Here is a 13648-nt window from a genome sequence, read left to right as displayed (position 1 = left end):
ATCATGTCAGGTTGGTTGCCGATACGTACGGTGAACTGAATCTTTTTGAGGACAACCTAACGCCGCGGCGTAACAGTGATAAACTGATGGAGGTATCTGGGAAAAGGGTAAAGGAACGCCCTACTTTGCCGGACAAGGAATACAGCAACCGTGGGCGATGAAGAGAGACATGCTTTCACCACGTTATACAATCAGTTGCTGCAAGTAGTTTGATAGCCAAACTGAAAAACAAGGAGTTCATTCCACTCAACCGAACTTACCCATAGTCTATATTTTGACCTATCCAGACGATCAAACAAAAATTATAGATTCCTGAACATATAGGCATATAAATAACAAGGTTATAAAGGTCGTGATTTCTACAACACAGGACCTCTGGATATGATGGATAAACTATACAAATATGTTTCAACGAAAGAAAACGTGGGAATAAATCTTTGTCGCATTTCTATTGCCATTGTATTTATGTGGATAGGATTGTTGAAGTTCATTCCCTATGAAGCAGATAGCATCGTTCCTTTTGTAGCTAATAGCCCATTTATGTCTTTCTTTTATAACGATCCGAGTAATTATACTCAGTTTATGAACAACGAGGGCGAATTAATAGAGGCTAACCGCGCATGGCATCATGCGAATAATACTTATGGGTACTCTACCGGACTTGGTATTGTTGAAGTCATTTTTTCATTATTAATTCTTGCTCATTATGTGTCACCAAAAATCGGCTTTTGGGGGGCAACACTTGCCTTCTTAACTCCTTTTGTCACTCTGACATTCCTGATATTTACACCAGAAACATGGGTAAGTGGCCAGGATTCTCACACCGGGTTTCCCTATCTTTCTGGCGCCGGGCGACTGGTCTTAAAAGACACGATAATGATGGCTGCGGGTCTTATTGCGATGGTGCATTCTGCCAAGTGTATCCTTGCACAGAATCAGCACGAGAGAGATTATATCGGCAAAGTATCCGCTGGTCTTAGATAGTTTTCCAGACTATCGTTAAATTAAGGATGTTGTGATGCTTCGGTCTATAAAAAATATATTTATTACAGCTGCACTGTATCTGCTTATGACGGTAACCAGTCATGCTGCCAACACCGGGAATACTATGATCAAAACGTATAGTACTTATAATTACCAGCAGACCAGAGAGCATCTCATTGCTGCCATTGAGAGTCATAATCTTGTTTTTTTTGGAGAATTTGATCATGCGAAAGAGGCTAAAAATGCTGGACTAACCATGTTACCCACAACCGTCATTATTTTTGGCAATCCTAAAGGTGGCACACCATTAATGCAGGCATATCCTGATATGGCGCTCGACCTTCCCTTTAGAGTATTGATTCGGGAAGAGTCGGATGGACGTGTAGTAGTTGGATATCACCCGGTTGAGATATTACAGACTTATGGACCAGATACTGTGGCAATTCAACCCTTAAAAAATCTGGAAAAATTAGTTCAGAAAGCCATTCAGTGACCTGGCGACCAGGGCTCATCTGACGAGGCCTGGTCGTCACCCCCTCATTAAATAGATGTTAGTTTTTTACAATTACATAAAAATTATGATAGTATACCCCCCTATAGTATATGGAGGGCGTATGCCGCATTCACCCGAAGATAAAAAACGCATTCTCACTCGTGTACGCCGTATTCGCGGTCAGGTTGATGCGCTTGAGCGCGCACTGGAATCTGGCGAACCATGCCTGGCGATCCTGCAACAAATTGCCGCCGTACGCGGCGCATCCAATGGTCTGATGGGCGAAATGGTTGAGATCCACCTGAAAGATGAACTGGTCAGTGGGGAGACAACACCAGACCAGCGAGCTGTGCGCATGGCTGAGATCGGCCATCTTCTGCGTGCTTATCTAAAATAACACCATCACCTTGCAATAATGGGAAGAGACAAATGAAATCACGTGCAGCAGTTGCATTTGGCCCCGGCCAACCGTTAAAAATTGTTGAAATCGACGTCGCACCACCAAAGAAAGGTGAAGTGCTGGTTAAAATTACCCACACCGGCGTGTGCCATACTGATGCTTTTACGCTCTCAGGCGACGATCCGGAAGGCGTGTTCCCGGCGGTACTGGGCCATGAAGGCGGCGGCATTGTAGTTGAAGTGGGGGAAGGCGTCACCAGCCTGAAACCGGGCGATCATGTGATCCCGCTGTACACCGCAGAGTGCGGCGAGTGCAAGTTCTGTAAATCGGGTAAAACTAACTTGTGTCAGGCCGTGCGGGCGACACAGGGCAAAGGTCTGATGCCTGATGGCACAACGCGCTTCTCGTATAACGGCGAGCCGATTTATCACTATATGGGCACCAGTACCTTCAGCGAATATACCGTTTGCGCAGAGATCTCGCTGGCGAAGGTTAACCCGCAGGCTCCGCTGGATAAAGTGTGTCTGCTGGGATGTGGCGTGACCACCGGTATCGGAGCGGTCCATAACACCGCGAAAGTGAAGGAAGGCGATACCGTAGCCGTATTTGGTCTGGGCGGTATTGGCCTGGCGGTGATTCAGGGCGCGGTGCAGGCAAAAGCCGGGCGTATTCTGGCTGTTGATACCAATCCGGAGAAATTCAAATTGGCTGGTGAAATGGGCGCGACCGATTTCATCAACCCGAACGATTACGATAAGCCGGTGCAGGACGTGATTGTTGAGCTCACCGACGGTGGCGTGGACTTTAGCTTTGAGTGTATCGGCAACGTTAACGTGATGCGTGCGGCGCTGGAGTGTTGCCATAAAGGGTGGGGCGAAAGCATCATCATTGGGGTGGCGGGTGCCGGTCAGGAGATCAAAACACGTCCGTTCCAGTTAGTAACCGGTCGCGTGTGGCGCGGTTCCGCGTTTGGCGGCGTAAAAGGGCGCACTCAGTTGCCGGGTATGGTCGAAGAAGCAATGAGCGGAAAAATTCAGTTAGATCCGTTTATTACGCATCGCCTGCCTCTGGAGCAGATTAACGAAGCGTTCGATTTAATGCATCAGGGTAAATCCATCCGTACTGTTATCCATTTTGGTGATAACTGATTCATTGGCCAGCGGATTTCACCGCTGGCACTTTCCTGAATTTTTTAGAATTATGTTGTGAAAGTGTGACGAATCCGGCGCTTTTCACGGTAAGTAAACTTCCCTGATTGCCGATGACTATCTAACGGGCGTGTTTTCACGCATAAACCCTACAAGAGAGTCGACGGTCATGGACAACACTACATCGATGCAAGCCCTGCATAAACTGGGCTTTCTGCATCAAATCCGACTGGTTCCGCTGTTTTCCTCCATTCTCGGTGGCATCCTTCTGCTATTCGCCTTAAGTTCCGGGCTGGCAGGTTATTTTCTTATGCAGGCCGATCGCGATCAGCGCGATGTAACCGATGAGATTCAGGTCCGGATGGGGTTATCTAACAGCTCTAACCACTTACGCACCGCGCGCATCAACATGATCCATGCTGGTGCGGCGAGCCGTATTGCTGAAATGGATGACATGAAGGCCAATATTGCCGAGGCAGAAAAACGTATTAAGCAATCGCAGGACGGTTTCAATACTTATATGGCTCGTGCGGTGAAAACTACTGCCGGAGAGGCGTTAGACGCTGAACTGAGCGCCAATTTCAAAGCCTATATCGATGGCTTACAGCCTATGCTCAAGTACGCTAAAAACGGCATGTTCGAAGCAATCATCAACCATGAAAATGAACAGGCCAGACCGCTGGACTCTGCTTACAACAAGGTATTGTTAAAGGCGATCGATATTCGTACCGCCAGGGCGAATCAGTTAAGCGAACAGGCGCACCAACGTACACAGCTTGGCATGGCCTTTATGCTGGGGGCGTTCGTTCTTGCGCTGGCACTGACCGTGATGACGTTTATTGTTCTGCGCCGTACCGTTATTCATCCTCTGTTACGTGCGGCCCAGCGCATTGAGCAAATTTCAGAAGGGGACCTGACAATGCCAGAGGAACCAACCGGGCGCAGCGAAATTGGGCGCCTGAGCCGTCATCTGCAGACAATGCAACGGTCGCTGGCGAAAACAGTGGGCACGGTACGTCAGGGCGCGGAAGAAATCTACCGCGGTACCAGTGAGATTTCGGCGGGTAATACCGATCTGTCTTCACGTACCGAACAACAGGCCGCGGCGATTGAACAAACGGCGGCCAGCATGGAAGAGCTGACGGCTACGGTGAAGCAAAACGCCGACAACGCGCATCATGCGAGTACGCTGGCGGAAGATGCGTCCGGCAAGGCCAGCCGGGGCGGTCAGATGGTCTCTGGTGTGGTGAAAACCATGGGCAATATCTCAACCAGCTCGAAGAAAATCTCTGAAATTACCGCCGTTATTAACAGCATTGCCTTCCAGACCAATATCCTGGCGCTGAACGCGGCGGTTGAGGCGGCGCGGGCAGGAGAGCAGGGGCGTGGGTTTGCAGTGGTGGCTAGTGAGGTCCGTACGCTGGCAAGCCGCAGCGCTCAGGCGGCAAAAGAGATTGAAGGATTGATCAGCGAATCAGTCCGACTGATTGACCAGGGCTCTGGAGAAGTGGTCGCTGCGGGCAATACGATGACGGATATTGTCGATGCGGTAAAACGCGTGACCGACATTATGCTGGAAATTGCGGCGGCCTCTGATGAACAAAGCCGGGGCATCGTCCAGGTAAGCCAGGCGATTTCAGAGATGGATAAGGTCACGCAGCAAAACGCCTCATTGGTTGAAGAAGCATCGGCTGCTGCGGCCTCTCTTGAAGAGCAGGCCGCACGCTTAACGGAAGCCGTCGGCACATTCCGTTTAACCGGGACAAGCGCAATTAAACGCGTTACACCTGCCGTTCATCCATCGGTTTCACTGCCAAAATCAAACACGGTAAATACGGATAACTGGGAAACATTCTGACAGGCCAGCCATCCGGTAATACGATCCTTTGTATTACCGGATTTACTATCTATTTGTACGTGGCACTAATAGTTCCCGCTGCGGTGAACGCGCCAGGGGTGTAGTCATCGCAGGTACTGTTATTGCTGGCGGAGGTGCAGGTGAGTAACCCGGCCATGGTGATATCTTTCGCCGTTACGATGGAACCAAAGTCGATGGACACTGAAGAATTTGTGTCATTCGCCGACAGATATTGCCGGGACGATCCCTCGTAAGACACCGCTACTCCCCGTCCGCCCGCTGCTGAGGTGCCAGTTGTGGTATTGGCGAGAATAGACAACCCGCTATTATCATAAGCCGCTTTGGTCGACGTCAGTTTAAGGGTAACCCCTGAAGCATTAACGCAGTTGCTATTTTTCAAGGTGAAGGTTTTTCGTGGTTTGTCATTACCCACATCGCCAAAGTCGATGGTGGTGGGGGATACGGATAAATTACAGGTTGGCGTGGCGAATTTTACGGTGAATGAAGATGCGTTTACTGTAGCGATAATCTGTTGACTACTTACATCTTCATCCCCTGCTTTAAACCTGCCTACTTCACCATTTATAACAGGATGCGCTTCACCATTACCTATTGAGGAAACCACCCCACGCTGCCAAACTTCGATGTATAATCCAACAGGAAAATCTCCATCTGCAGCATTATCGATCTCACGTGTCCAACTCGTATTAGACGGAATATAAGCTGTATAAATAGCATTAATAGAATTAGCTATGTAAATGTTATAATATATTCCAGGTATGCTCGTTGGAAAAAAAACTCTGTTGTAGCTATATTTTGTACTGCCGCTGGTACTGGTATAACTATCGGACTGCGTACCGCTTGTTGCTGTGGATCTTCCATAAAAATCAGAACCATCATTACCGGTACCACAGTTTAAGTAACCATACTTGCCCGCGCTGAGCGTCCCCAATAGCACGGGTGTTGTACTGGATGGGTTATAACTATTCACGACTAACGTTCCTGCGCTTATCGTGCTGGTATTAATGTCTTCAAAAATACACTCCTTAGCCTGCACCTGATATGAATAAATTCCGCTCAGCAGCAATGTCATAAAAGAAATTGATCGTGAAATCATCGAACTCATATTAACCTGCCGTTTATCCATTATTTGTAGCTCACGCTGATTTGCACCTGACTTAATACGCCACCTGGAGTGACCGTTTTTGCTGAATCCACTTTTTGATAACGAGCCGAAAGGGTGATATCAGAATAGGTGGTGGTTGAACCTTTATAGTTAACAATATTGACGGCAGAGGTATTGTCTTTATTAAGCACATTAATAGCAACTGGACTTGTTCTCCCCTCAAAGACCACAACGCCCACGTTTCCAGCTGCAGTCATCGGACCGGTATATTCATTCGGGAATATCTGATTGCCGGTGAGTTGCGCTTTTTGCGGCTTAAAGCTCAACACCAGCGTTTTGGCGAGAGAGCCTGAATCACAGCGGAAGCTAATCTTCAGGGGCTGTGTGGGGACGTTACCCTTCGTTGTTGCTGATAAATTCGCCCATGCGCCGCCAGCGGCGAATTCACTCGCCTCCACATCGCCTAAATCAACGTCGGAGGCGGTGATGTCACAGCTACCAGTAACCAACTCCGCCTTAACCGTTAATACATTTGTATTGGTACTGTTCGCGGCCCATAGCGGCGTGGATATCAGCAATAAGGCTATTGGTATAAATTTCATGGTGGCTCCTACTGATAGGTGGTGGTGAACGTCAACGAACCGTTGAAGGTGCCACTTGTCGCGGTGGTTGAGTAAGACGTTGGACGCAGAGATAAAACCAGGTTCAGGGCCTTATTGGTGCGCTCAGTCGAGGTCCAGTCAAACGGCGTACTGCTATTGAGAACTAACAGAGAATTTGGGGAGCCAGAACGATACAAAACCGCTGCGGCCCCGTTATTCCCACCATAGAGTTCGGTTGGATAGCCGTTGTACCACGAAGAGGCTTTAATACCCGTTTTCATCCAGGTAACCGTCTGGTTTGTACTGGATCCGATCGTGCAGTTGCTGTACTGCAACGAAAAATCTTTCAGCGTATTAGCGCCCTGAGCTTCCAGTTCTGCGCGGGTTAATACACCAAAATCAATGGTCTGGTTCACCGCTTTGCTTGAACCAACAACAATATTGACGGTGCAGGTCATCGCAAGCAAATTGGCCTTAAAGTTAACCACGACATCTGCCGCAAAGAGATGTGGGCTGCATAATAGAAAAGAAACAAGCATTACCTGGCGCATAAGCTATTTCCCGGCTCCTGGCATCTGGCAAATTAACGTCTCCAGACGAATTGATTTTCCGATCATCGCGGGCGCGTCAGGGATCTGGTAGGTCACATCGCAGTAGCTTGCGGCGTCGCTCCCCCAAATAACCTTCAGGCTGCCACGTTGTTCGATCCCGCGTAAAAAGGCGCGGCCCGCCTGACCCATTGCGCCAACGGATTCTCCCTGTTCATTGAGAATGTTCGCGCCCAATGGAATGAAACTGTTATCACTACGTCTGAGCGTGACAAACACCGATTGACCTTGCTGGGTGGCGAAAGTGACTTTCACCACGGCGCCATCGCGCGGAACCACGGCGGCGGAGGTGTTTTTCACTTCGACGTCTGCCTTGATGGTGCTGAGATCCAGCCCGACGGTATTCTCGGCATAAGGCGAAAGACTGGTGGCAACTGCATATCCGGCACTGTCAATCTCACCATACCCATTGGTGGTGGTCGCGCCATCTGCACCTTGCGCTTCAATAAGGGCTATGGCGCTTTGTGCGTTGACATTACCCGGTAACAGCGTCAATCCACCGCTGTGTAACAGCACACCGCCGTTATTGTTTAGGGAATACTGCTGGTTATGATTTTTATCGACTGTAGCGGAAACGCTGGTCGCTCCATGCGCGCCGTTATAGGTGGAATATCCGCTGACGGAATAGGTGTCATCTCCCTGGCTGGCCTGGTTAGCGGTAGTACTGAGGCTGTAGTTCCATTTATTGTTGCTACTGTTACCACTGGCCGTACTGGTGAAACCATTGTTGCCGCTAAAGTCGCTATTGGCGCTGAGGTTCAGACTGGAGAATGCTGGTTGATCGTTTTGAGCGTTGCTACCAAAAGGAATACTCAACCCAACGTACAGGCTGTCATCTTCATCACCCCATTCGTTATAACTACGCTGCAGCGAGATATTCCACGAGATGGTGCGGAAAGTATTGCTGTAGCCCAGCGAATACTGAGACGTTTTGTCTGAGCTACCCCAATAACTCGTCCAGGTGCCGCTGAGATAGAATGAGCCGTAATCCTCTCCGTTGAGGACAATAGGTTGATTGACGTTAGCCTGAAGCTCATTTTTGGAATGACTGTAGCTGTTGCGATACGCATCGTTACGGTTAGTATCGTGATCGTCGCTATAACTATCGATGCTATTTTGCAAAGAGATGACGTCATTAAGCGAGAGGTAATCTTTGGTGCTGTATCGATAGGCGCTAAAGCTGAAATTGGTCTGTGTTGCGTCCAGCACATTACTGTAGCTTACACGGTAACTCTGCCCCTGCAGAGCGCCAATATCTTCAAGTGAAGCACGAGAGTGGATAACATCGACTGCGATAGCACCAAGACGCGTATTCATCGCCAGACCCAGCATCCCCGCCAGATAGTCTTCTTCCATTGACTGTATGCCGCCATACAGCGTGAAAATATCGCTCAGTCCATAATTACCGTTCGTGGTGAGCACCCAGGGGGAGTCGCTGTTGTCATTGTTGTCTAATGTCCCAACGGCAAAATCCCAGTCAACTTCACCCTTGGTCATTAACTGAGCAACAGAGGCATACGGTACGGTGAATAACCGTTTTGACCCATCAGCTTCTTCCACGGTAACGTCGAGGTCAGCGCCGTTGATTGCCACATAATAATCCTTCAGAGCAAAAGGACCTGGGGGAACGGTGGTTTCATAGATGATGCGCGACTGCTGTCGTACGGTAATTTTGGCATTACTGTTGGCCACGCCGTTGATGACGGGAACGTAGCGACCATCATGCGGATCCATGCGTTTGTCGTTATACAGATGTATGCCTTTAATGCCGATACTATCCAGTACTTCGCTGCGAGAGGTGACCTGGCCCAGTTCCATTTGTGCCCGCATAGGGGGTAAATCCCGTGCTAAATAGAGATCGTAGTTGTCCCAGGTTGCACTATCGTCTTTTGTCCAGTTCAGCGCGCCGCTGGAGCGTAACCGCCATGCTCCAAGGTTGAGACCATAGCCGAGCCCCAGATAACCACTGTCAGAGGCGCTACCGTCATTTTCACTGTGATAACCGCTGAAGCTCCAGTTCAGTATTGCAGCAGGAATACCGGCATCCCAGCGTGCGGGGTTGACATAACCCGCAGGGTGGCTGACGAGAAACAGTTGCGGAATTGTGAGCATCAGGATCTGTGAATTAGGATCGTAACTCACGCTGGATGAGGGGTAATAATCCGCCAGGATATAGCATTGCGATTCACCTTCGTCCGCATCTGCCGTGGGGAGTTTGCTTACATCAACGTTTGCTTCATCGAGCACCTCACGAGTCAGGCAGGGAGACGCGTTCGAGGTGTGGTTGTCAATAAACTGGATCTTTGCAGTTTGCTGTTGCTCACCGTTAATCCAAACTGAGACGGTATATATACCGGGTTTCACCGGGTTGCCGCGTGCATATTGTGACACGTCGATTGCCGATTTTTTACCTGCATTGCTGAAGATAAAGTCATCGTTGAATTCAATGTAATTATCGTCAGCAAAACCTGTCTGACAAATAGCCAATAATACCCATACTGAGGTCGCTAACCGGTGTTTTGACATTGACATAGAGCAATCCTTGCACGCGTTTTTTTATTTATCCGTTACGTCAACGTTAGCCCCGTAATCATTGACTGCTGTCCATGAAACGGATTCTAGCCGGGGAGTGGTGAGCGTTTTCACTTCATAGCTGGCGCTGGAAAAAGGGGCGACCATGTCGGGCTCAATTTTGTATTTTTTCCCCCCGGAAGTGATGTTAGCGCCAACAAGCGAAACAAAATAAGGAGAGTCATTTTTCGCCGTCGCCCAAATTTGTTTACCTTGGTTTGCAAGGCTCCATTTCAGATGTTGGATTGCGTCATCCGCCGAACCAGGAAGGGATGCGGGGCGATAAAAAACCTTGATGCGGGTTTTCAGCGCGATCTGCAGCTGATTTGATTTAGCGGCATCTTTATTTTTTCCGGGGATTTCAAGTGCATTAAACCAATACACGCTTTCACGATCGGTGGGTAACGGTTGCCCGTCCCAGTTTAAGCGTACGGTCAGTCCCTGTTTAGGATCGACCCGACTGACTGGGGGGGAGGCGATAAAAGGAACGTTTAAGGTTTGCGGATCAACATCTTCATGACCATCGTCTAACCAGGACTGGACTAATAAAGGTTGTTGCCCCTGATTAACCATTTTAATTAGTGCCTCCTTCGCGTCGGAAGGGTAAATAACACGGGTAGCGTTAATCACTATGCTGGCGACTGACGAATAGCTAAAAGAGATAGCGGCAGAAAATATAATTAATCTGAATGTATTTTGTGGAATCATATCATTTGTGTCTTGGTTAAATAGCTGCAACCTTGAATTAAAGTTGCAGCAGAGTTATTAACTAATGTTGATCTTATACAGCTTGTTAGGGGTAGGTTGTTACAAAGGTGGTATTCGCTTTCACTACACCAACAGTCGGCGTACCAGAACCTGAGTAGATATAACCGACGGTATAATTAAATACTGCACCGTTGGTGGTATCGTAAGTGGCTTCAGATTGCGGTGTGGCTGATGTAAAATCGATAATGGTACTGGTTGCGGTATCTTCTACCTGGAAACCCGCATCTTTATCTCCTGCGGCAGCGTTTAACAATGCTTTGCTGGTGCTATTGTAATTACCGGTTGTTGAAAATTGCCCTTTTACTTTACCACCCGCTGGTTCAGTGGCGCAGTTTTTAACGGTGATCTGAAATTTGGTTTTCATCGCAGGACTACTGACAGCCGCTTGCATCGCAGGAACAGTGATATCTGGCAGTTTGACCTCTTTGGAAGCAGAAATACCATCAATACTGACATCACAGGTTGATGATGTAATATTTCCTGAAAAATCAATGTTTGCAGAATCAGAACCAGCCGCTTGGGCCTGAAAAGTAGCACCTGCGACCAGAAGCGCTACTGCGCTTAAACAATTAACAAATTTCACGTTATTTTCCTTAATAACAAATTAAATGGCGAAAACATTATATGTCGTGAGATTCTGACTGAATAGCGGGTGAAGCTGAGGTTAGTGTTTTTTAAGAATTTGTTTAGAGGTAATAGCTAATTATTTAATGTAATATGAAATTAACTTAATTGGATTGATTTTTTATTCTTCATTGAATTCCAAGAAGAAATTTTTAGATGTAAGTTTGTGTCGGGGATTTCGTCCGCCATTATTCGACAGAGATATCATCAATAATAAGTGTTGCTTAAATTGCTTTTAAGAAAAAATACGCTTTTAGCTGTGTTTTATGACGGTTTCACCGTCCATATATTGAACATTTACATGAATTGGGCCTGTAGGTACTAACAGGCCCAATCATCAATACGATTAAACAGGTACGGTTTTGCGTATTGCGGCGATAAGGATCTGCGCGGCCTGAGAGAGTTGCACATCGACACGAGTAAGAATCCCGATGGGTTCACCCGCCCCGTGGGTAGGTATCGGCAACGATACCAGCGTCGCCTGGCGTAAATCCTCTCTAACCGCACCTGAAGGGACAAACCATACATAGTCGTAATCAACCGTCAGTTGGCGGGAGAGCGATGCTGACAGTGTTTCAATGCAGCCAGGCGGCATTTTACAGCCCTGACTTTGCAACAATGCTTCTGCGTGCTGGCGAGGCGCGGTTCCTTTTGGCGAAACCACCACCGGCCACTCCATTACCCGACTTAACGTAATGGTTTCCTGCAACAACGGGTGGTTAGGGCGCACGACCAGTTTAAGTGATTCCAGAAACAACAATTCATAATTCAGACCGACCATCAATTCCGGATCGGCCATACGACCAATGCCAAGGTCGATTTCCCCGGATTTTAAACCTGCCAGAATCATCGGATTGCTCATGGTGGCGACTTGTAGCGTGGTCTCCATTTGCTGCTTGTGGAAAGGACCAATTACCGCAGGCAGAATGCCCAGTGCCGCGGTGGGTAAGGCCCCAATCCGTACGACATCAGTCTGCGATTCTTCGCGCTGATTTAACGCTTGCCCGGCAGTGTTGAGCGCATCCAGCACTCTTACCGCGTGGGTAAGAAACTGCTCTCCTGGCAGCGTTAACTGCGCGCCAAGGCGGCCACGCTCAAAGAGCCGGGTCCCGGTCAGTTGCTCCAGTTCATTTAGCGTTTTGGAGAGTGCCGGTTGACTCAGGTTAAGGGTCTCAGCCGCGCGCCCCAACGTTCCCTGCTGTGCAACGGCGACAAAAGTATGAAGATGGCGCAAGCGAATGCGCTGATTGAACAGAACATTTTTTTCCATAAGCGATGTTAAAAACAGAGCCGTATCGGTGACAAGTAAAGTTGTTTGTTTTTGATAACCTGATAGCAAAATATTATTAACATTTATCATGTTTTACTTACAACTGATTTATTTTGCTTATGTTTTGTACAGCGTTGCTGGGTGGTGGGATCATGGAAGGGAGTATGTTCAGTCGTTATACTTTGGTTATTGTTTACTTTTGAACGATTTCTCTTCACAAGGCACTGATGAATGATACATGTAATAGGGCACCTTAATCCCGATAGCGATGCCATCTGCACCGCCGCAATGACGGCTCGTTGGCTTAGCTTACGTGGCCAGCAGGCGACGGCATGGCGTTTGGGCGAGCCTAACCGCGAAACGCAGTTTATCTTTGAGCATGCGGGGGTGACGATGCCTGAACGGTTGACGTTTGAACTGACCGATCGTGACGTCTGGCTGGTCGATTTCACCGAGCCTGCCCAGGGGCCGGAATCGTTGACAGAAAGTAACGTGGTGGGAATTATCGATCATCACCGACTTGGTGGGTTAGTCACCCGTCTGCCACCGGAAGTGTGGGTGAAGCCCGTCGGCAGTAGCGCAACCCTGCTGTGGCAACTGATGACGGAAGATGAACGCAACCAGTTATCTTCCGCTGAGGCTATTTTACTGCTCGGCGCCGTATTGAGTGACACTGTCACGCTTCGTTCACCAACAACCACCACTGACGATCGCCTGGCGGTTGATGCGCTGGCCCAAAAAACCGGAGTGGATCTTGACGCTTTCAGTCGCGACCTGCTGTCAGCCAAAACAAGCGTGGAAGGGATGAGCGCCCGCGAACTTTTGCAGAAAGACATTAAAACCTTCACCATCCATGGACATTCAGTCTGTGTAGCGCAGCTTGAACTGTATGCGCTGCAACAGGTGGATGCGGTGCTGGACGATCTCCGTCAGGAAATGGCGCGCTATGCAGAGGAAAAGAATGCTGCGTTGGTCGTGCTGATGCTTACCGACATCAATCTGGGTGACACCAGCCTGTGGTTTGCTGGAGCAGAACTTTCAGACATCCCGCAACCCTGCAAGGTAGAAGGTATGCTTAGCCGTAAAAAACAGATGCTCCCCTGGCTGGAAAGCCATTTGAAACCCCGTCAGTAGGTACTGTTCATCGTTTATATGGGTGGGAAGTTTACGCGGGGTCACACTTTGTAAATTCTTCC

Annotated in this window: 13 protein-coding genes and 1 pseudogene; 7 read left to right on the top strand and 7 right to left on the bottom strand. The window is 48.6% G+C overall.

Annotation, left to right across the window (positions count from 1 at the left end; all coding sequences use genetic code 11):
* Positions 1-32 precede the first annotated feature (32 nt).
* From OGV89_RS05070 to OGV89_RS05045, 6 genes and pseudogenes are all read left to right on the top strand, one after another.
* Positions 33-208: pseudogene (locus OGV89_RS05070) on the top strand (DUF4113 domain-containing protein); the annotation flags it as partial.
* A 176-nt stretch (positions 209-384) separates the two neighbouring features.
* On the top strand, positions 385-984 hold the full coding sequence (gene rclC, locus OGV89_RS05065; protein WP_286558599.1) for a reactive chlorine resistance membrane protein RclC: 600 nt from the start codon (positions 385-387) through the stop codon (positions 982-984).
* Positions 985-1108: 124 nt separating this feature from the next.
* On the top strand, positions 1109-1477 hold the full coding sequence (locus OGV89_RS05060) for a DUF302 domain-containing protein (RefSeq protein WP_341483730.1): 369 nt from the start codon (positions 1109-1111) through the stop codon (positions 1475-1477).
* Positions 1478-1598: 121 nt separating this feature from the next.
* Positions 1599-1874 (top strand): metal/formaldehyde-sensitive transcriptional repressor, encoded by a 276-nt coding sequence (locus tag OGV89_RS05055; protein ID WP_003833178.1) that lies wholly within the window; start codon positions 1599-1601, stop codon positions 1872-1874.
* Between the two features lie 32 nt (positions 1875-1906).
* The gene (locus OGV89_RS05050; RefSeq protein WP_003020293.1) at positions 1907-3025 is read left to right on the top strand and encodes an S-(hydroxymethyl)glutathione dehydrogenase/class III alcohol dehydrogenase; all 1119 of its coding nucleotides are present in this window, start codon (positions 1907-1909) and stop codon (positions 3023-3025) included.
* A gap of 169 nt (positions 3026-3194) precedes the next feature.
* Complete coding sequence (locus OGV89_RS05045; protein WP_046670731.1) at positions 3195-4883, top strand: methyl-accepting chemotaxis protein; 1689 nt, start codon at positions 3195-3197, stop codon at positions 4881-4883.
* Positions 4884-4932: 49 nt separating this feature from the next.
* Here the strand turns inward: OGV89_RS05045 and OGV89_RS05040 are convergent, their stop codons facing one another.
* The 7 genes from OGV89_RS05040 to pcaQ all read right to left on the bottom strand — a co-directional run bounded on the left by OGV89_RS05040 (position 4933) and on the right by pcaQ (position 12452).
* Positions 4933-6030 carry a fimbrial protein gene (locus OGV89_RS05040; RefSeq protein WP_106902092.1) on the bottom strand — a complete coding sequence of 366 codons (1098 nt, stop codon included), beginning with the start codon at positions 6028-6030 and terminating at the stop codon, positions 4933-4935.
* Entirely contained in the window at positions 6030-6611 is a 582-nt protein-coding gene (locus tag OGV89_RS05035) for a fimbrial protein (protein WP_286558236.1), read from the bottom strand. The genes OGV89_RS05040 and OGV89_RS05035 overlap by 1 nt, the downstream gene beginning before the upstream one ends.
* A gap of 8 nt (positions 6612-6619) precedes the next feature.
* A complete protein-coding gene (locus OGV89_RS05030) occupies positions 6620-7162 on the bottom strand; it encodes a fimbrial protein (RefSeq protein WP_003843747.1) in 543 nt (180 codons plus the stop codon).
* A 3-nt stretch (positions 7163-7165) separates the two neighbouring features.
* Positions 7166-9751 (bottom strand): outer membrane usher protein, encoded by a 2586-nt coding sequence (locus OGV89_RS05025; protein WP_286558235.1) that lies wholly within the window; start codon positions 9749-9751, stop codon positions 7166-7168.
* A 24-nt stretch (positions 9752-9775) separates the two neighbouring features.
* Positions 9776-10498: a fimbria/pilus periplasmic chaperone gene (locus tag OGV89_RS05020; protein WP_032935666.1), complete on the bottom strand. Its 723-nt coding sequence runs from the start codon at positions 10496-10498 to the stop codon at positions 9776-9778.
* A gap of 85 nt (positions 10499-10583) precedes the next feature.
* A complete protein-coding gene (locus OGV89_RS05015; RefSeq protein WP_003836101.1) occupies positions 10584-11141 on the bottom strand; it encodes a fimbrial protein in 558 nt (185 codons plus the stop codon).
* 387 nt (positions 11142-11528) lie between these two features.
* Complete coding sequence (pcaQ, locus tag OGV89_RS05010) at positions 11529-12452, bottom strand: pca operon transcription factor PcaQ (protein WP_003843743.1); 924 nt, start codon at positions 12450-12452, stop codon at positions 11529-11531.
* A 231-nt stretch (positions 12453-12683) separates the two neighbouring features.
* Here pcaQ and OGV89_RS05005 point away from each other — a divergent pair, with 231 nt between their 5' ends.
* Positions 12684-13586 carry a manganese-dependent inorganic pyrophosphatase gene (locus OGV89_RS05005; protein WP_032935667.1) on the top strand — a complete coding sequence of 301 codons (903 nt, stop codon included), beginning with the start codon at positions 12684-12686 and terminating at the stop codon, positions 13584-13586.
* Positions 13587-13648: the final 62 nt, after the last annotated feature.

Origin of the sequence: Citrobacter sp. Cf125, from assembly GCF_030333935.1 — a bacterium.
Classification (GTDB): Bacteria; Pseudomonadota; Gammaproteobacteria; order Enterobacterales; family Enterobacteriaceae; genus Citrobacter; species Citrobacter freundii.
The sequence above is the reverse complement of the archived record's forward strand: the minus strand, read 5'-3'. Positions and strand labels throughout refer to the sequence as shown.

Excerpts from the sequence above, each read along its gene's own strand:
- rclC (WP_286558599.1), top strand. The coding sequence starts at position 385 with ATGGATAAACTATACAAATATGTTTCAACGAAAGAAAACGTGGGAATA.
- OGV89_RS05060 (WP_341483730.1), top strand. The coding sequence starts at position 1,109 with ATGATCAAAACGTATAGTACTTATAATTACCAGCAGACCAGAGAGCAT.
- OGV89_RS05055 (WP_003833178.1), top strand. The coding sequence starts at position 1,599 with ATGCCGCATTCACCCGAAGATAAAAAACGCATTCTCACTCGTGTACGC.
- OGV89_RS05050 (WP_003020293.1), top strand. The coding sequence starts at position 1,907 with ATGAAATCACGTGCAGCAGTTGCATTTGGCCCCGGCCAACCGTTAAAA.
- OGV89_RS05045 (WP_046670731.1), top strand. The coding sequence starts at position 3,195 with ATGGACAACACTACATCGATGCAAGCCCTGCATAAACTGGGCTTTCTG.
- OGV89_RS05040 (WP_106902092.1), bottom strand. The coding sequence starts at position 6,030 with ATGGATAAACGGCAGGTTAATATGAGTTCGATGATTTCACGATCAATT.
- OGV89_RS05035 (WP_286558236.1), bottom strand. The coding sequence starts at position 6,611 with ATGAAATTTATACCAATAGCCTTATTGCTGATATCCACGCCGCTATGG.
- OGV89_RS05030 (WP_003843747.1), bottom strand. The coding sequence starts at position 7,162 with ATGCGCCAGGTAATGCTTGTTTCTTTTCTATTATGCAGCCCACATCTC.
- OGV89_RS05025 (WP_286558235.1), bottom strand. The coding sequence starts at position 9,751 with ATGTCAATGTCAAAACACCGGTTAGCGACCTCAGTATGGGTATTATTG.
- OGV89_RS05020 (WP_032935666.1), bottom strand. The coding sequence starts at position 10,498 with ATGATTCCACAAAATACATTCAGATTAATTATATTTTCTGCCGCTATC.
- pcaQ (WP_003843743.1), bottom strand. The coding sequence starts at position 12,452 with ATGGAAAAAAATGTTCTGTTCAATCAGCGCATTCGCTTGCGCCATCTT.
- OGV89_RS05005 (WP_032935667.1), top strand. The coding sequence starts at position 12,684 with ATGATACATGTAATAGGGCACCTTAATCCCGATAGCGATGCCATCTGC.